Raw genomic sequence first — 17,805 nt, forward strand, 5'->3', positions numbered from 1 at the left:
TTCCAGGCTTATTTTTTATTTAGTTCCGAACATCTTATCTGGATCCATAAATGCCGCTAATTCTTCATCATTTTGCGCTTGTGATTCTTCATCTTTAACTGGTTCTAATTCAAAGTAATCACCAAAGTTAATATTGAAGTCATCATCCGAGTCTTGCGCTTCAATAGTATTAATTTGAGACTTTGTATATTGAATTTGACTTTGTTTTTCTTTAAATTCATTATATTCTTCAACTAATCCTTTAGATAAACGTGATGGTAGTGCATCTGTCTTATAGAAAGTATACACGCTGCCCATAAAGTCATTTTTACTCACTAAATAACCATTAAAAACAGTTCCATTGATTGGTAGTTTATTTGTCACTTCTACTTTTGCATCATCCATAAATGAATCATCAATGTTCTTCTGTTCATCTAAAATTGCTAACATACCAAAATGATGTACCTTCGATGCCTCTAAATCTCCATTTTCATTTGTCTTCATCAGGTCAATAGGGTGATGGAATGAACTTCCTTTCAATGATTCTGAGAACATATCTACAATTTCTTCACTGTTTTCAATTTGATTCATATTACGTGAAACCTTATTAATTACTAAACATCCTGTTCTTTCTAGTAAAATTCGTTTAAAGTCCTGAGAATCTAGAATTACTGATGTTCCTGAACCATTTGCAGCTGTGTTTAACTCATGAATAATATCTCCAATACGCTGATTTGCATAGTCTCGTGAGTTTCCAATGCCTTTTTTCTCATTCTCGTTTAATCCTTTAAACTCATCATAGAAATGTTGGTTATCTGCAAATACAACAAATGCAACGCCTTTGGCTGGATCATTAGCTAACTTCCAAATTTCTTGTGAGAATTTATTCACCTGTCTTAGTACATCCGGCCCATCTGCTCTAACTGGAAGTGTAACCACAATACCCATTTTAATAAAATCTTTACGCTCAATAGCATTATTGAAAGCAATTCTTGCATACTTTTGTTGATTTTTTATTAATTCTTCTCTAGGAATTTTCATTGCCATACTTTTAAGTTCTTCAGCAATTACAGGTTTATTATGAAAAGCGGAGAATTCTTCAATTGCTTGAATAATTGTAGATGTACCTGTACCACCACCTAAACCAGCAAAAAATAGTACTAATTCATCAGTTGGTCTAACACGTTCTGTTATAAATTCTTTTAGTTTATCTTTAGCTTCTTCATTAGATTCTAAGACCTTTACAGCACGCTCAGGATTCTTACCTAAACCACCTAATTTTAGTGAAACTTGGTTACTTTTCGGCACATTTTTCAGTTCAGCTAAATCCCCATCATTACTATTCAATGCTAGACAATTATAAACTGCTGTCCCGTCTGTATGCTTGTACTCAGCAAACTTATCTACCATTCTAGTTCCAGCTTGACCAAAACCAACCATAGTCATTTTCACAGCTACTTCGTTTTTCAGAAAGTTTTTTGCCATTATTTTATCTCTCCCTTATTCTCATTACTTTTTTTGCGTTTCCCTAATTCAACTAATACTTGTTGTCCCCTAATAGTTGAAATTAAAAACTTATACGGATGCATAATTTTTTCTGTTATTAATGACATTGAAGCTAAAGTAGCAACACTACCTTCTGCCGATCTTCTTGAAATGTTAGTTCTTTCAAGTTCTAATGAATAGGATTTACCCTTAGGTTTCTTTACTCTCCTATCAATAACAACACTTTCTACTATTTCATTTATTGAGATTCCTCTCATATACTTTGTCTCTTGGTATTGTTTGTTTACTTGTGACCCTATGTAATGAAATACATTGTAGAGTATTTCGTCTTCTTCAATAATGTCTGCAAACATTTCCACAACTTCTTCAGTGAATTTGTTTTGTTTATATTTTTCACTTAATACCTCGTTCAAGTTGTCCCCCCCTTAAAACGTTGGTTAATTATTCCTAAAAATATATTACATCATTGTAAGACGTATATCAAGTCATTATATATAAGTCTTATATTAAGTTGTTATATACAAGACTTATATAATATTTACAAAATGTAAAATCGAAGCAATGTTCTATATATCAATGTTAAATATATAAGACGTACATGAAAGTCGTTTATATAAGCAGTAAATAAAACATGTTAATATGAGGTTTCATATAACTAACAATAACTATTAAATTATAAATATGAGTGCAGTATTTATGTATATTTTTATCTAGAATTATAATTCCAATATATAATACTCCTAAAATAACCTACTATTATCATGGTTATTTCATTTATGCGTCTTATATATACGAACTATATATAAGACGCATAAATAAACACTTATTATTAAAGGATTTATATGCTTTTATATTAATTTCATGTCAATAGAATATTACCACGATTTATTACACGTCCTATTTAAAGGTCTTATATGAAAGACTTATCAATAAAACGTGTATATAGACCTATAAAAAAGAGTAATACTTCTTAAGTATTACTCTTTTAACTATATAGTTTTATATAAAACACTTAGTTTATTAAACAGATCTTTATGATCCTGCTTCTTTTTCAATAACTCATTTTTCTGTTGGTTGTCTACAGAAAGGAAAGGGGATGTCAATGTCATGTTATATTTCGTTATTTCTTTTATTAATTCCGTAGTTATTTTTGAGATTTGTAGAAATAACACATAAAATTGTGATTCATTTTCATTCATTTGTTTTTCTCTAAAATTAAGTTCTACAAACTTGTCAGTATAACTTGTCAATTTCATATCAATATAATCACTATAACTCACATGTAAAGCCATAAAGCGATTAAACTCTGATAAACTAATTAATTTCTTTGTTAAACATAGATGTACTAAATAAATCTTATATACAGCTTTAAATGAAATAACATATTTAGTTCCTTTTTTTATTAACTGGATGTATTCACCGTATCTGTTAATTAAATACCTTAATTTATTAGGTTTCAGTCTCAATAGTCTACTAACTTGTGAGATATTGTAGATTTTATAAGGATCTAGAGCAGCAAACTGTAATGGGATTATCTCATATTCGTTATTTAATGTGTTAGTTACCATGTTATAAAGAACGTCTGTTTCAAATTCACTTTGTATAATTGTTTTTATTAGCCCATATTCTGTGTTCAAATTCCGCATTTTTTCACCCCTTAAATCAGATTGTAACATGCAAAATATGAAATATACACAATTTTCATTTACTTTATTATGTTTATTTACTTATTTCTTTTATGATGTGATTTTTCCTTCTGATAAACAAATAACTCTACAGAATTAAATACAATTTTGTTTAATACTTAATATCATCTATGCAAAAGAATATTCACTGTACATTTTATTTATTTTTGTTACTCTACACATATATGACGAGATACATATGCCGAACCCTTTTTTCATTATTAGAGTTCGTCATATGTTCTTTTATCTATGTCGAAGTACAAATGACGAACTCTAATAGTAAATTCTCACTTGATATCATTGATTTTAATTACCCACACCTGATGAAATAATATGTGTTTTTAAACCGAGATTCTATAGGGGATAATGGGTTACTTTTTTGCAAATTTCCGTTAAAATATACACTAATCATTTTTATGTACTGAACTGCTTAATTTATCCAACATTAATTACTTTCATTTCATGACAATCGCAACCGATTTTATTCAGATTCCCGTACATTATTTCCATATCAAGGGAGTGTTTTAAATTGAAAAAATCATTTGATCATGCCGTTAAATATATCGTCGGAGAGAATGACCGTGGAGTTTATTTTAATCGTTCTGACATTTTTACAGTCTTATTTTTATATGAACAACGAACAGTATCTCAAATTCAATTACGAAAATTTTATGAATTGATAAGTGGGGGGCCTATAAGTCGAACTACGTTTTCATCCAAGTTAACTAAGTGGGCAAAAATGAAATTAATAAAAAAAGAAAATATAAGTGTGAGAAAAAAACGTGGCTTTACATTGGATTTCGTTTCTATAGCTTCAAAGGGAGCAGAAATATTATATCGTTTAAAATTAATTACTGACTGCAACACCTCGTTTGTTACCAAAAGGCAATATGAACACAATATAGCTATTACACAATTTGTGCTCAATTTACTTGAAGCAGAATCCCAAAATGAACATACCGGTGCAATTGTAGGTGGTAATGGCGATTATCTTTTTCCATTAAACTCAATTGTGAAGCAAAACTTACATTTACCCAACCTAATGTATTCCGATTCAAATGATGTTTACTTCTTATACGAAGATGAAGAGTATCGCGAAATGTTTCAGCCAGAACTTCAACCCGTTTCCTTCCAACCAGATTTACCTCAACTCGTTTATTCATTTCGTCCATCTAAAGAGTTTTATCCAGACGCAAAGGGAGACCCATTAATCATTCCTGATTGGGTTCTTACATGTAATGATTCTATTATCAATATTGAAGTTGATACAGGAACAGAAAACATTCCATTTCTAGAAAACAAACTTAAAAAATATTTTGATATCGCTGCTTCTAATCCGTCTAAACAGTTTTACGTTTTATTTTCAGTAATCGATGATTCCTATCACACAATTTCTACTTACAAAAAAAGAACTACACGTGTAACAAATTTAAAAAAGGCTTTCAGCAATATACCACGTTTAAGTGTAGTGAATAACCTAAATGTTTACGTGTGCAATATGGGTGGATCTGCACTTGTAATAAATAATATTCTTCAAGAAATTCGCGAAATTAATAGTTTAAACAAAAGTCATTTGCTCAAAAAAATTGCTGAACGTTTAAACATAAATTCTTCTTTCCCTTATTCGGTAGAGTGGATTTCTAATAAAAATAAAATTCAAGTGAAAGGGATTCAACATTCTAAACTACTTGAGCTAACAGATGACATTTTGGTATTACGAAAAAAAGCACCTGATGAAGAAAAAAAATCTTTAGATTACTTAGAAATATTATGTATATTAACAATACTTAAGGTAGGGGAGGTTAACACACACTTTAAATTACAGAAATTATCAGGATTGTTGGCCATGCAAAATCAACACCGAACACTCAACCCAATTAAGATTTTGGGGATATATGAAGCGGATGAATTAGAGCATGGGCAGCAAGCCATTTTTACTGATCTGTATCACAATTCCATAGCACCAGAGAATATATTATTGGCTACTTCTGCTGAATTGCTTAATTTCACCGCTGCTTTTTATTCGTTAAAAGAGAGGGTGAAACAAGAATTTGGAGAATGCAGTTCAAAAGAATGCTGAACTCAATAATGCACCAAGTAATGGGGAGGATCCAAAAACCGAAAAAAGCAAAAAAAATTCCTATATAGTGACAATCGACATTACAAAAAGCTGGAAATATCGTTTAGCAGCCCGCTCATCTTACTATGTTGTGACATTACTACTTCTGCTAGCTTGGTATTTTGCTTTTAGAGGAATTTATAAATACGCTTCTTTCTGGTTCATACAAATGGGGGCTCCATTACCTACTTTAAGTATCTTCGGTAATCCGTTTAAAACTAATTATTACATTGAAACCTTTTTTAGCTTTTGGATTTTAATTTATACTTGGAAACTATCAACCAAAGTTAAGACCTATCAGGAGATAAAGCGTCGATGGTTTATTTTCTCGATGATGTTAATTGGTATAGTTGCCCAGTACTTATGGGCGTTTAGTGTTCCATTAGCTAAGATATTTATTCCATTCTTACATTCGAAAGCTGGAGAGGTTTCACTAAATGACAAAGGATTAGAGGATACTATACTTTCAAATTTTAGTAATATCATGTACCTTGTATTTGCTATACCTGTAATTATTATTATTCTCGTACTCTTATGGCTCTTTAAGATTTTTTATGAACATAAAAAAGAGCTTATAGATGAATTCGGAAAATGGGAATACGTATTTAAAATACCTGGTTGGATGCTTTCCTTTTTGAATGATGATCGTCAACGGAAACTTGCTACTTCATTACACAGATTTTTCACTGAAAAAAATCCATCAAAATTGCCAGAACCCGATATCTTTCTTGGCCCTAACAGTGCTACACGGGAAATGGCAGTAATACAGGGCAAGTCTCTAACGCTTAATATAATGATCATCGGTAACATTGGTACAGGTAAATCAGCTGCACTAGGTTTGCCAATTGCCAATCAAATTCTTGACTATATGGCTTCCATGATTAATAATTTTAAAACTTTATATGCAAGAAAAGATTATCATTCAGAGGATGTAAAAGGAACGCAGGTTAATGGTCTTACAGTTATCGAGCCATCTAATGACTTCTGCGAAAAAGTATATAAATTGGTATTAGCACATAAGATTCCCGAAAGTGTTATTTTCTATTTAGACCCAACAAATCCTGATACCCCTTCAATAAATTTTGTACGTGGTCCAGTTGATAAAGTTGCTGAGATGTTATGTTCAGTATTAACGGGTCTCTCTGATAATGGAGCAGGAAATCCGTTCTTCGTTCAATCTGAGCGTTCCCATCTTAAACAACATATTTATTTGTTAAAACTCCATGATTCTAGTTTTGAAGCTAGGTTTGAGCATTTAATTGATATGTATAATGATGCTAATCTCGTGTTTGAGATGCATCTCAAATTAAAAGAACGACTTCCAAATGATATTGAATCCATTCCAGATAGGGATGAACGAAACCATTTCCGCATAATGAAACAAGTTGATGAATGGTTTAATTTAAATTATATTCCTGAAATTTCTGGTGGCCGTAGGGGAGGGGAAGTTGTTTATCATACTGAAGGGAAATACTATGGTCAACCCAAGATAATTGATAAACAAGAAACATTTGTTCGCGGTTTACGAAACACATTAAATGATATTTCTGCTCAACCTCTGCTCCGACGTGTTTTATGTGGTCCATCGGATTTTGATTTTGAGAAGCATTTGGAATTTGGAGGTATTCTGTTAGTCAATACAGCGAAAGGAGAACTTTCTGATTTATCTGATGTATTCGGTAAATTGTGTTTATATGCCGTACAGAACGCTGTTTTCCGTCGTAAGCCTAACGTATCTCCTTATCATCCGGTTTTAGTCGATGAGTTTGCGGATTACATTTATAAAGCATTTAAAAGTTTTCCTGCTCAATCACGTAAATATAAAGCACCTTTAATTGTTATTGCACAAACCATTAGTCAATTAGCAATTGAACATGGCCCAAGATTCATGGATATACTGTTAGGTACATTTCGTAATAAACTTGTTTATGGTGATGTTACAAATGAAGACGCTAAATTATTTAGTAAGCTAATGGGTACGAAAACAATTTATGAGGCACGTGAAGGTGATCAAGAAATTGATATGGTAACAGCAGAAACAAAAACACAAAGTACTCGTAGAACATCCTACTCTTATTCGAAAACAGAGGTACCAATTCTTTCTGAAAATGACATTTTAATTCAAAAAGCATTCCAGTGTGCTGCTAAAATTGTAAAAGATAATGCTCCTCAAGGAGGGATACAAGTAAATGCTAACTTTGTTCCTGCCTCTGAGTTTAAAACAGCTAAGATTCAAGTTGATGCAGAAGCAGCTGCTTATTGGTTAAAAATTCGTGAAGAGTCATTGAATACGGAAATTAAATATGATGATTATGTCACAGATACAGATGTTGATAGTGAAGAAACTGTAATTGAAGAATTAAGTACACCTAAAACAGCACCTACTGCAATAGAAGGTTGGTTACAAACGTTAAATCCTGATACTTACGATTTTTATAGTAATGAAGATGATACTGACAATGAAGGGGAGTTAACAAATAATCAGTCTGTTCAAGGTTACTCAAGGAATTCTGCTCCTAAGCTCGAAAAGGAGGACGCTACAGCATCAATTGCTACTTCTAATAAAACAGAACCCGAAAAAATTAATGAAGTAATCGATGTTCAAAAAGAAAATGTACCAGATACAAGTAAACATAGAGAACCTATTGAACTTAACAACAAAACATCAGTTATTACTGAAACTCCAATAGAAGTGCCAAGGGCGAAGCATACACCACAATATAGAGAACCTGCTTACACATCAACTGTTACCCATAATCAGCAGGAGCAGGAAATTCAACGAACTGCAGAAATCAATGGTAAAAATACAACATCTAACTTAACAATGCAATGGTTACAACAAATGGCTGCCACTGTTCCTCAAGAAGAAGAAAATACATTACCTTTAGATGAAATGGAAGGTGGCTCTCGTCTTCGCAATCGTAAAGTAGCAGAAGTAACTCCAGAAAGTGCGGCAATTAAGGATAAACTCAGTCAATATATCGAAGGTGACATTGATCATAATTGATGCACTAAGCATATAACGAATATTTATAACGGTAAAAAGGTGTGGGTTGTATACTCATACCTTTTTATTATTTCATATTCCACTTTCCGCAAGAAGACCATTTCTTTATGCTAAAATTTAATTGAGTTTGTGTAGAAACAGAAAATGGATTAAATATTAAGGGTTGGAGGAATGACATTGGAAATAGCCAAATTAAATTTGCCCATTGATAGTATGCACTTTTTACTTAAGCATCAAATTAAAGGAAATGAATTCGAATGTCTCAATGTAGAATTTTACACCTATTCAAATGGTTTTCTTTTAGATGTAGTGGAATGGACAAAACAAAATGATTTTTCTTTATCAATATTGGATAAAGAATATACAGAAGCGTTTTTAGCGAGTTTAGAGAAGTTTAAACCATACCTTGTTATTGGGAGTAATATAGATTCAGGTAATCTAATTACTATCTACCAGCCCACAGGCGAGATATATGAGCTAGAGCATGAAATTACAGAAAGAGTAGAAAGATATTTTGTTAATTCTTCTATAGAGAAAATGCATTCCTGCTTCAATTGCTTTAAAAAGTATTGGGTTCAGCTAATAGGGCAGGGGCACTACAACGATTATGATCTAATAAAGACTTTTCATGATTTGAAGAACAAATTAGTCGAGCTTGATAATAACATATTAATTAATGATGATAACTACAATAGACACTTTTGGAATTGTTTATATCACAACAAGTTAAACTTCTTTTTAAAGAAATCAAACAAAATATAGATTATTTCTAATGAGGGATACTTACATGAAATAAACTTTATATCAAAGTAAAAACAATTTTTTTTAGAAACAAAAGCAGATAATAGGAAATCTCCTTACTGGTTAAAACTTTCACTAAATAAAAAACAGTAAGGAGTGTTTTCTTAATCCCGCATTGCACCTGCTTCTCGGGAAGTCATTGCTCCTTGTCCTTCCCTTACATCATTTTGAATTTCTTGTTTCACTTTTTGCGCATCAGTTTCTGCAAAATTTGGTTTCATAATAGAACCAGACGTTTCTATATCTTTTTTATCCTGTTGCATACAAACCCTCCTGACTTTAATATTTGCAAATCTTATTATGTACAAAAGGACACATGGTATCCACCGAACAATCGAGCGCGTTTATGGATTAATACAGGCAGAATATGAACAAATTAAAAAGAAGCAGGTACCTCTCCATTTTTAAAAGGTATCTGCTTCTCTTTACATTGACTCTATAATCATTTGTCTTTCATACCACTTGTTTAGTTTTTCATTAACACTTTTTGAAATACGCTTCATTTTGTTATTACAGAATCTTGATAGCGTAGCAGGGGATAGACCTATTTCATCAGCTATTTCACGCATTGTTTTATTTTGATGCATATGCTGATACATAATTTTTTCTCGTATCATATCTTCTGATCCTTCAGGAGTTTGTTTTACAGTCTCTGCAATATAATGGTCCTCCGGATTCTCTTGCATACCTATTGCTTTTTTCTTTACCATACTATCTATATTATTCATCAATTCTTTTGGTGGTAAGATAATGATCCCTAATTTTGAATAGTAATTCTTAAACCAATTACGTTCTCCTATCTTTGTTTCATCCAATTCCTCTGCATACGCCCAATGTGAAATTACATTTTCTTTTTCTAAATCAATTAAAACATTTTCTAGTTGTTCACGAATTCGAGTTGGGCGACCCTTTGTGGTTGTAATACCCATTACAGATAGTAAACCTTTTTCTCCACCAATGGAGTATGGTCTTTTTAAAGTACTGTATTGTTGACGGATTCGCCACTGCCAGGATAAATAACGTATTAAACGTTTATGAAACTTGTGTCTATAGCTATTATACTCTAATGCTTTTTTCGATAATAAAGCAGTTGTGCTATTAGATCCATACAAATAGCCTGATAAAAAACTACCTGGTTTAATCTTACAGGATTCTATCCCCATATATTCATTAGTATTCTTATCTCTCCATAACACTACAGAGTCCAGTACGAATAACCTTTTGATTACTTCACGTTTCACTTCAAATTTTTCCCCAGTTTCAGCTTGATCGTTCAATACTACAACTTCATTATCATCATTCAAATAAATAAAGATGCTTGCTAACGCTGCAATACGTTGTGCTACTTTTATCTTATCTTCTGCACGATAATACTCTACACCGTTTGCTGATGCTTTTGGCATATTACATAATTCCAACACATTTTCATAACTAAAATCTATGAATTCATCTGGAGATTTAGCTTGATTTAACCATTGTATTGTAATGGTATCTAAACAGTCTGCTGTAAGATCATCCATATTACTAATTACTCCATCAACCAATATAGACCATCTTTCTGCTTCGTTTGTATTCACTAATCTCAAATCCTCATCCTTATGTGAAGATAGTTGTGCGACTCCGCTTGAATTTTTTGTTTCTAATGGCAGTACCGGTTTTGCTACTGCTTCATCTTCCTCAAAATGATTTTTTGCTATTCCATCACGTAATTGATAGTACATTGCGTCATTGGTTACAGGATAGTAATCATCCGATATATCTTCTATATGCTCTGTTACCTGACTATCTTCAAAAATTGAAATTTGAGTTGGTTCAACTGCTTCAACTTTTTCTCCAAATTCTTGTTCAATGATCTTATCTAGTACATTTTGAATCTCAATTTTATATTTATTCAGATTGGCATAAATGTTTAACAACGATATTCCTTGCTCTTGTTTCTGACCTAACCAAGAAACAAGTGTCGAAAAGGAAGGGGACATATTAGCTGATGTTACTAATTTATCGTGATTCTCTTGTACTTCTTTATAATATTTATTCCATTTGGCCCATAACTGCTTATTTTCTTCATAAATTGGAGCAGCAAGTAGGAGGGCATCACTAAACAATGCTAACACTTTCTCCATATTTAAATACCTCCTAACAATATTAATTACAAATATAATTTGAATCTTAAAAATGTGAAACGTCATAGCTATATGATGGCTATATAACCTTTAAGTTGAAATATTATCAGAATAATCAGCACATTTGTTGATTTTTACTCGTTCTATTGTGGATCATTTAAATTCTCTTTACTTGTCTTTAATTATATAAAACTGCTTCTATTTGTAAAATCATTACTTTACAATACAATTTCAATTTTTAAAAGTGTTTAATGCTCAAATTCAGTTACTGTTACATTTTTAACATCTATATTTTTGATTCAAAAAGTTGTAAACCCGAGTGGTAAATATGTTGATGTAAGTCCTTGAATATCGTATTCTTCAGTTTTCCATTCCCTAAATCTTCTTCATCAACAATAATAGTTTTTGGGGCGACTCGATTTGTTAGCTTGATAATTATGGGGCTTTCCTCTAAAAGGACCAAAGCAAACAATAAAAGCGCTTGCATAATTAAAAATCCGAGTTATAATACTTGTATACAAGTATACTTGATTAACATGAGGTGAATTTATGGCGAAATCAATGGAATTTCTTTATCCTGAAAAATGGCTTTCAAAAGCCTCTACAGGTGATCGTGTTGCGAGCGAACTGAGAATGCGCATTATTGCAGGGGAGATTGAAAGCGGTACCATCCTGTCGGAAAATAAATTAGCTGCCGATTTTTCTGTAAGTCGGTCACCCGTTCGTGAAGCATTAAAAGTACTAGCTTCTGAAAATATTATTCGCTTAGAAAGAATGGGCGCAGTTGTCATTGGTTTAACCGAGAAAGAAATCGAAGAAATATATGATGTTCGTTTACTTATAGAAAAGTTTATCTTTGAGCGACTTGTAAAGATGGACACAAATGATTTAGTAAGAGAACTAAATAAAATAATGGAAATGATGAAAATCGCCATTAAATATCATGATTCTGATGAGTTTTCTTATCAAGATCTTTTATTCCATGAAACGATTATTCTAACCATTGAGCATTCCTACATCCTGATGATTTGGAATAATTTAAAGCCTGTTATGGAAAGCTTAATCCTTTTATCAATGCGTACTCGTTTCAAGGAAAAGTACGAAGACTTTGAACGGGTTATTAAAAATCATGAGCTTTATATAAAAGCAATCGAATCAAAAGATCGAGCCCTCATGATTGAGGCCTTACATCTAAACTTTGATGATGTTCAAGGGAAAGTTGAAGATTTCTGGATGTCACAACAAATGTTATCTAAAGGAGTAGAGCAAGGACATGAGTAGCTATATGTTAGGTATAGATATCGGTACAACAAGTACGAAAGCAGTTTTATTTACTGAAAAAGGCGAAGTCATCCAAACCGAGAATATTGGTTATCCACTTCGCACACCGGATATATCCACAGCGGAACAAGATCCAGAAGAGATTTTCCAAGCTGTTTTACAAGCAATATCAAATATAACGAAACAGCATTCAGATAAAAAACCATCGTTTATTTCATTTAGCAGTGCTATGCATAGTGTCATTGCTATGGATGAAAATGATCAGCCGCTGACACCTTGTATCACTTGGGCAGATAATCGTAGTGAGGCATGGGCACATAAAATCAAAGATGAACTGAATGGCCATGAAATTTATAGACGAACAGGAACACCTATTCACCCAATGTCACCATTAAGTAAAATTACATGGATTGTGAATGATCATCCGGAAATTGCTATTAGAACGAAAAAATATATTGGAATCAAAGAATATATCTTCAAACAATTCTTTGATCAATATGTTGTTGATCATTCCATCGCCTCGTGCATGGGTATGATGAACTTAAAAACACTAGATTGGGATGAGGAAGCTTTAAAAATTGCTGGTATAACACCAGATCAATTATCTGAACTCGTACCAACCACCCAAATATTTAGCAACTGCAATCCAGATTTAGCCCAAAAGATTGGTATCGATTCACAAACACCGTTTGTCATTGGTGCCAGTGATGGGGTGCTTTCTAATCTAGGTGTGAATGCAATTCGAAAAGGTGAGATTGCTGTCACAATTGGAACCAGTGGTGCTATTCGGACCATCATTGATAAACCACAAACAGATAAAAAAGGAAGAATATTTTGTTATGCCTTAACGGAAAAGCATTGGGTAATTGGTGGACCGGTAAACAATGGAGGGATGGTCCTTCGCTGGATTCGTGATGAACTTGCTTCATCAGAAGTAGAAACTGCGAAAAGACTAGGAATTGATCCATACGATGTATTAACTAAAATAGCTGAACGCGTGAGGCCTGGTGCAGACGGATTATTATTCCATCCATACCTCGCAGGGGAACGTGCACCATTATGGAATCCAGATGTACGTGGCTCCTTCTTCGGTTTAACGATGTCACATAAGAAGGAACATATGATACGTGCAGCTTTAGAAGGCGTTATATATAATTTATACACTGTATTTTTAGCATTAACCGAATGCATGGATGGTCCTGTAACTCGTATTCAAGCAACAGGCGGCTTCGCAAGGTCTGACGTTTGGCGACAGATGATGTCTGATATTTTCGCATCTGAAGTCGTTGTTCCAAAGAGCTACGAAAGCTCTTGTCTAGGTGCATGTATATTAGGTCTCTATGCCACAGGAAAAATTGATTCTTTTGAAATCGTTTCCGAAATGGTTGGGAGTACCTACAAACATACACCGAAAGAAGAAGCAACAAAAGAATACAGACAATTACTGCCGATATTTATTAACCTATCAAGGGCGCTAGAAGATGATTATACACGAATTGCAAATTATCAAAGAAATTTAATAAAGTAAAATTTTCATGAGTAATTCCCCACGCCTCGCTTCTATCTAAATCTTGAGGTGGGGGGAATTACTTCCCGCGAATAGTGGGATAAATACAAATACAGCTAAGATTAGGGGGGAACTACGATGCCATTAGTCATTGTAGCAATTGGGATTTTAGCATTACTTTTACTGATTATGCGCTTTAAATTAAATACCTTTATTTCATTAATCATTGTATCGGTCGGGGTTGCTTTAGCACTTGGAATGCCACCAGAAAAGATTTTTAAAACCATTGAAGCGGGATTAGGCGGAACACTTGGTCATTTAGCACTCGTTTTTGGACTTGGTGCGATGTTAGGTAAGTTGCTTTCAGATTCTGGGGGCGCACAACGCATCGCCATGACACTTGTGAAGAAATTTGGTGAAAAGAACATTCAATGGGCTGTTGTGACTGCCTCATTTATTATCGGGATTGCATTATTTTTTGAAGTAGGATTAGTATTATTAATTCCAATTGTATTTGCGATTTCAAGAGAATTAAAAGTTTCTATCTTATATCTCGGTATTTCGATGGCAGCAGCTTTATCTGTAACACACGGATTTTTACCGCCACACCCAGGACCAACTGCTATCGCTGGTGAATTGCATGCAAACATCGGTGAAGTATTACTTTACGGTTTTATGATAGCGGTTCCAACGGTTGTGTTAGCTGGACCTGTATTTACTAAACTTGCAAAAAAACTAGTACCTGATGCGTTCACAAAAACCGGTAATATCAAATCTTTAGGTGAGCAGAAAGTATTTAAACTTGAAGAAACTCCTGGCTTTGGAATCAGTGTTTTTACCGCTTTACTGCCTGTTCTTTTAATGGCAGTCGCTACAATTATTACTTTGCTGCAAAAAACAATGGGATTCAAAGATAATAGTTTACTAGCAACGATCGAGTTTATTGGGAATGCGGATACTGCCATGTTGATATCCTTACTGGTTGCGATCTATACAATGGGTTTGGCAAGAAATATTCCAATCAAAAACGTGATGGAATCTTGTACAACAGCGATCTCTAATATTGGGATGATGCTTTTAATTATTGGTGGAGGCGGTGCTTTCAAACAAGTATTAATTGATGGCGGCGTTGGTAACTATGTAGCCGAATTATTCAAAGGAACTTCATTATCACCGATCTTGCTCGCATGGATTATCGCTGCCATCTTACGTATTTCATTGGGGTCTGCTACGGTTGCTGCATTAACAACTGTCGGTTTAGTGATTCCGATGTTAGGTCAATCTGATGTTAACCTTGCTTTAGTTGTCCTTGCAACAGGGGCTGGTAGTTTAATTGCTTCACACGTGAACGATGCTGGTTTCTGGATGTTCAAAGAGTACTTTGGTTTAAGCATGAAAGAAACATTCGCAACATGGACTTTACTTGAGACTATCGTTTCTGTTGCCGGATTAGGGTTTACTTTATTATTAAGTTTATTTGTATAGATCTTTCTAAACAGTAAAAGGGATACGGAAGCTGTTAAATGTGATTTTTCATAATTAACCGGTTATTTTTCATGATTGATTAATAAGGATGAAAATTTCTCTTTATTTTTTAGCTTGATAGTGATGTACCGTGTCCCTATAACCTTTTGCACGAATACTGGCGGAGCCTATTGAAATGAAAAAGATTGATTATTTGATTAAAGTGTTATTTTAGGTATATATACTATAATACAGAGTAACATACATGGAAAGGAACGATGGAATATGGAAAAGTTACAAATTGGAGTTGTTGGTGTGGGCGTTATGGGAAAAAGCCTCGCACTTAACTTTGAGAGCAAAGGGTATTCTGTTGCCCTATATGATATTTCGAAGGAAAAAGTTGATGAAATTATTGAGGAAAACCGTGGTAAAAACTTAGTTGGTACTCATATAGTTGAAGAGTTTGTTAACTCACTTGAATCACCTAGAAAGATTTTATTAATGGTTAATGCAGGGGAAATTACAGATAAGGCGATTGATTCTCTAGTCCCTCACCTCGATAAAGGTGATATTTTAATTGACGGTGGTAATACATACTTTGTCGATACAATTCGCCGAAACAAACGTCTTGCCGAAGAAGGAATCAATTTCATCGGGGCAGGTGTGTCAGGCGGCGAAGAGGGTGCATTGAAGGGACCATCTATTATGCCAGGCGGACAGAAGGATGCATACGAAAAAGTAAAGGATATGCTTGAAAACATCTCTGCAAAAGTGAATAACGAGCCTTGCTGTTCTTATATCGGACCTAATGGGGCAGGCCACTATGTAAAGATGGTTCACAACGGTATTGAGTATGGAGATATGCAATTAATTTGTGAAGCATATTTCTTCTTGAAACAAACACTTGATTTGACGGCAGAAGAGTTCCATGAAATATTTGCTGAATGGAATAAAGGTGAACTGAACAGTTATCTAATTGAGATTACAGCCGATATCTTTAAGAAGAAAGATGAAGAAACTGGTAAGCCATTAGTGGATGTTATTCTTGATACTGCAGGACAAAAGGGTACAGGGAAATGGACAAGTCAAAGCGCACTTGATTTAGGTATCTCTCTTCCTATTATCACGGAATCTGTATTTGCACGTTGTATATCTGCTTTAAAAGAAGAGCGCGTGAACGCAAGCAAAGTTTTATCTGGCCCTAAAGATAAAACAGCGATTGGAGTTGAAAAAGCTGAATTAATTGAAGCAGTGCGCCAAGCTTTATATATGAGTAAAATTTGTTCTTATGCACAAGGATTCACGCAATTGAAGGCAGCTTCTGAGGAATATGATTGGAACCTTGATTTTGGCAGCATTTCTATGCTTTGGAGAGGCGGATGCATTATCCGTGCTGCCTTTTTACAGAACATTAAAGAGGCTTATGAGACAAACACTGACCTACCGAACCTTTTACTTGATCCATACTTTAAAGAAATTGTAGAGTCATATCAAGGCGGATTACGCCAAATTATCTCAATGGCGGTACAACAGGGCATTCCGATACCTGCATTTTCAGCAGCAATTTCTTATTATGACAGCTATCGTACTGCTAAACTACCTGCAAACTTGTTACAAGCGCAGCGCGATTATTTTGGAGCGCATACGTATAAACGAGTAGATAAAGAAGGTACATTCCATACAAAATGGATATAAAATAAGAAATGGACTAAGATTAAATTCTTAGTCCATTTTTTCATTCCACAATTCGTATGCTATAAGACTCCCACTGATGGAAGTACACTTTAAACGAATGTATGAATCAAAATGCGTTTATTTTTCCCATTTAGATGAAAACCACATAACCTTTAATTTGAAATGTTATCTGAATAATCCTCACAATTGTTGGTTTTCACACGTTTTATTGTGGATCATTTAAATTCCCTTTACTTGTCTTTAATTATATAAAACTGCTTCTTATTTGAAACTGCATAGCCTTATCATGGCTATTACTTCTTACTTGAAACTATATAGCCTTATCATGGCTATAAGCCCTTACTTGAAACTATATAGCCTTATCACGGCTATAAGCTCTTATTTGAAACTGTATAGCCTTATCGCGGCTATTACTTCTTACTTGAAACTATGTAGCCTTATCTTGGCTATTACTTCTTACTTGAAATTGTATAGCTTTATCGTGGCTATAAGCTCTTATTTGAAACTACATAGCCTTATCTTGGCTATTACTTCTTACTTGAAACTACATAGCCTTATCTTGGCTATTACTTCTTACTTGAAACTACATAGCCTTATCGCGGCTATTACTTCTTACTTGAAACTACATAGCCTTATCG

Annotated in this window: 12 protein-coding genes; 7 read left to right on the forward strand and 5 right to left on the reverse strand. The window is 33.6% G+C overall.

Annotated elements, in window-relative coordinates:
• Nucleotides 1-15: 15 nt before the first annotated feature.
• The 3 genes from HFD78_RS18430 to HFD78_RS18440 all read right to left on the reverse strand — a co-directional run bounded on the left by HFD78_RS18430 (nt 16) and on the right by HFD78_RS18440 (nt 3,161).
• Nucleotides 16-1,464 carry an FtsZ/tubulin family protein gene (locus HFD78_RS18430; RefSeq protein ID WP_001097025.1) on the reverse strand — a complete coding sequence of 483 codons (1,449 nt, stop codon included), beginning with the start codon at nt 1,462-1,464 and terminating at the stop codon, nt 16-18.
• A complete protein-coding gene (locus HFD78_RS18435) occupies nt 1,464-1,898 on the reverse strand; it encodes a hypothetical protein (RefSeq protein ID WP_001006720.1) in 435 nt (144 codons plus the stop codon). The genes HFD78_RS18430 and HFD78_RS18435 overlap by 1 nt, the downstream gene beginning before the upstream one ends.
• 576 nt (nt 1,899-2,474) lie before the next feature.
• The gene (locus HFD78_RS18440; RefSeq protein ID WP_002196086.1) at nt 2,475-3,161 is read right to left on the reverse strand and encodes a hypothetical protein; all 687 of its coding nucleotides are present in this window, start codon (nt 3,159-3,161) and stop codon (nt 2,475-2,477) included.
• A gap of 538 nt (nt 3,162-3,699) precedes the next feature.
• Here HFD78_RS18440 and HFD78_RS18445 point away from each other — a divergent pair.
• The 3 genes from HFD78_RS18445 (at nt 3,700) to HFD78_RS18455 (ending at nt 9,058) form a co-directional block, all read left to right on the forward strand.
• Nucleotides 3,700-5,250 carry a replication-relaxation family protein gene (locus tag HFD78_RS18445; RefSeq protein WP_000747963.1) on the forward strand — a complete coding sequence of 517 codons (1,551 nt, stop codon included), beginning with the start codon at nt 3,700-3,702 and terminating at the stop codon, nt 5,248-5,250.
• Nucleotides 5,222-8,296, forward strand: coding sequence for a type IV secretory system conjugative DNA transfer family protein (locus HFD78_RS18450; protein WP_098204917.1), 3,075 nt, complete (start codon nt 5,222-5,224; stop codon nt 8,294-8,296). The genes HFD78_RS18445 and HFD78_RS18450 overlap by 29 nt, the downstream gene beginning before the upstream one ends.
• Before the next feature lie 171 nt (nt 8,297-8,467).
• Nucleotides 8,468-9,058, forward strand: a complete 591-nt coding sequence (locus HFD78_RS18455) for an SUKH-4 family immunity protein (RefSeq protein WP_002196088.1) — start codon at nt 8,468-8,470, stop codon at nt 9,056-9,058.
• Nucleotides 9,059-9,201: 143 nt separating this feature from the next.
• Here HFD78_RS18455 and HFD78_RS18460 read toward each other — a convergent pair whose 3' ends face one another.
• Together HFD78_RS18460 and HFD78_RS18465 are read right to left on the reverse strand one after the other, a co-directional pair.
• A complete protein-coding gene (locus HFD78_RS18460; RefSeq protein WP_001183576.1) occupies nt 9,202-9,360 on the reverse strand; it encodes a hypothetical protein in 159 nt (52 codons plus the stop codon).
• Between the two features lie 162 nt (nt 9,361-9,522).
• Nucleotides 9,523-11,220, reverse strand: a complete 1,698-nt coding sequence (locus tag HFD78_RS18465) for a helix-turn-helix domain-containing protein (RefSeq protein ID WP_000416748.1) — start codon at nt 11,218-11,220, stop codon at nt 9,523-9,525.
• A gap of 549 nt (nt 11,221-11,769) precedes the next feature.
• Here HFD78_RS18465 and gntR point away from each other — a divergent pair.
• The 4 genes from gntR (at nt 11,770) to gndA (ending at nt 17,167) form a co-directional block, all read left to right on the forward strand.
• Nucleotides 11,770-12,501 carry a gluconate operon transcriptional repressor GntR gene (gntR, locus tag HFD78_RS18470; protein ID WP_001130025.1) on the forward strand — a complete coding sequence of 244 codons (732 nt, stop codon included), beginning with the start codon at nt 11,770-11,772 and terminating at the stop codon, nt 12,499-12,501.
• Entirely contained in the window at nt 12,494-14,029 is a 1,536-nt protein-coding gene (gntK, locus tag HFD78_RS18475; RefSeq protein ID WP_069603956.1) for a gluconokinase, read from the forward strand. Before gntR ends, gntK begins: the two co-directional genes overlap by 8 nt.
• 117 nt (nt 14,030-14,146) lie before the next feature.
• Nucleotides 14,147-15,493, forward strand: coding sequence for a gluconate permease GntP (gntP, locus tag HFD78_RS18480; RefSeq protein ID WP_001131717.1), 1,347 nt, complete (start codon nt 14,147-14,149; stop codon nt 15,491-15,493).
• A gap of 264 nt (nt 15,494-15,757) precedes the next feature.
• The gene (gene gndA / locus HFD78_RS18485; RefSeq protein WP_000413550.1) at nt 15,758-17,167 is read left to right on the forward strand and encodes an NADP-dependent phosphogluconate dehydrogenase; all 1,410 of its coding nucleotides are present in this window, start codon (nt 15,758-15,760) and stop codon (nt 17,165-17,167) included.
• Nucleotides 17,168-17,805 lie beyond the last annotated feature (638 nt).

This window comes from Bacillus sp. EKM501B, assembly GCF_011800505.1.
GTDB classification, from domain to species: domain Bacteria; phylum Bacillota; class Bacilli; order Bacillales; family Bacillaceae_G; genus Bacillus_A; species Bacillus_A cereus.

Coding starts and splice junctions, on each gene's coding strand:
- HFD78_RS18430 (WP_001097025.1), bottom strand. CDS start 1,464: ATGGCAAAAAACTTTCTGAAAAACGAAGTAGCTGTGAAAATGACTATG.
- gntK (WP_069603956.1), top strand. CDS start 12,494: ATGAGTAGCTATATGTTAGGTATAGATATCGGTACAACAAGTACGAAA.
- gndA (WP_000413550.1), top strand. CDS start 15,758: ATGGAAAAGTTACAAATTGGAGTTGTTGGTGTGGGCGTTATGGGAAAA.
- gntR (WP_001130025.1), top strand. CDS start 11,770: ATGGCGAAATCAATGGAATTTCTTTATCCTGAAAAATGGCTTTCAAAA.
- HFD78_RS18465 (WP_000416748.1), bottom strand. CDS start 11,220: ATGGAGAAAGTGTTAGCATTGTTTAGTGATGCCCTCCTACTTGCTGCT.
- HFD78_RS18460 (WP_001183576.1), bottom strand. CDS start 9,360: ATGCAACAGGATAAAAAAGATATAGAAACGTCTGGTTCTATTATGAAA.
- HFD78_RS18455 (WP_002196088.1), top strand. CDS start 8,468: ATGACATTGGAAATAGCCAAATTAAATTTGCCCATTGATAGTATGCAC.
- gntP (WP_001131717.1), top strand. CDS start 14,147: ATGCCATTAGTCATTGTAGCAATTGGGATTTTAGCATTACTTTTACTG.
- HFD78_RS18440 (WP_002196086.1), bottom strand. CDS start 3,161: ATGTTACAATCTGATTTAAGGGGTGAAAAAATGCGGAATTTGAACACA.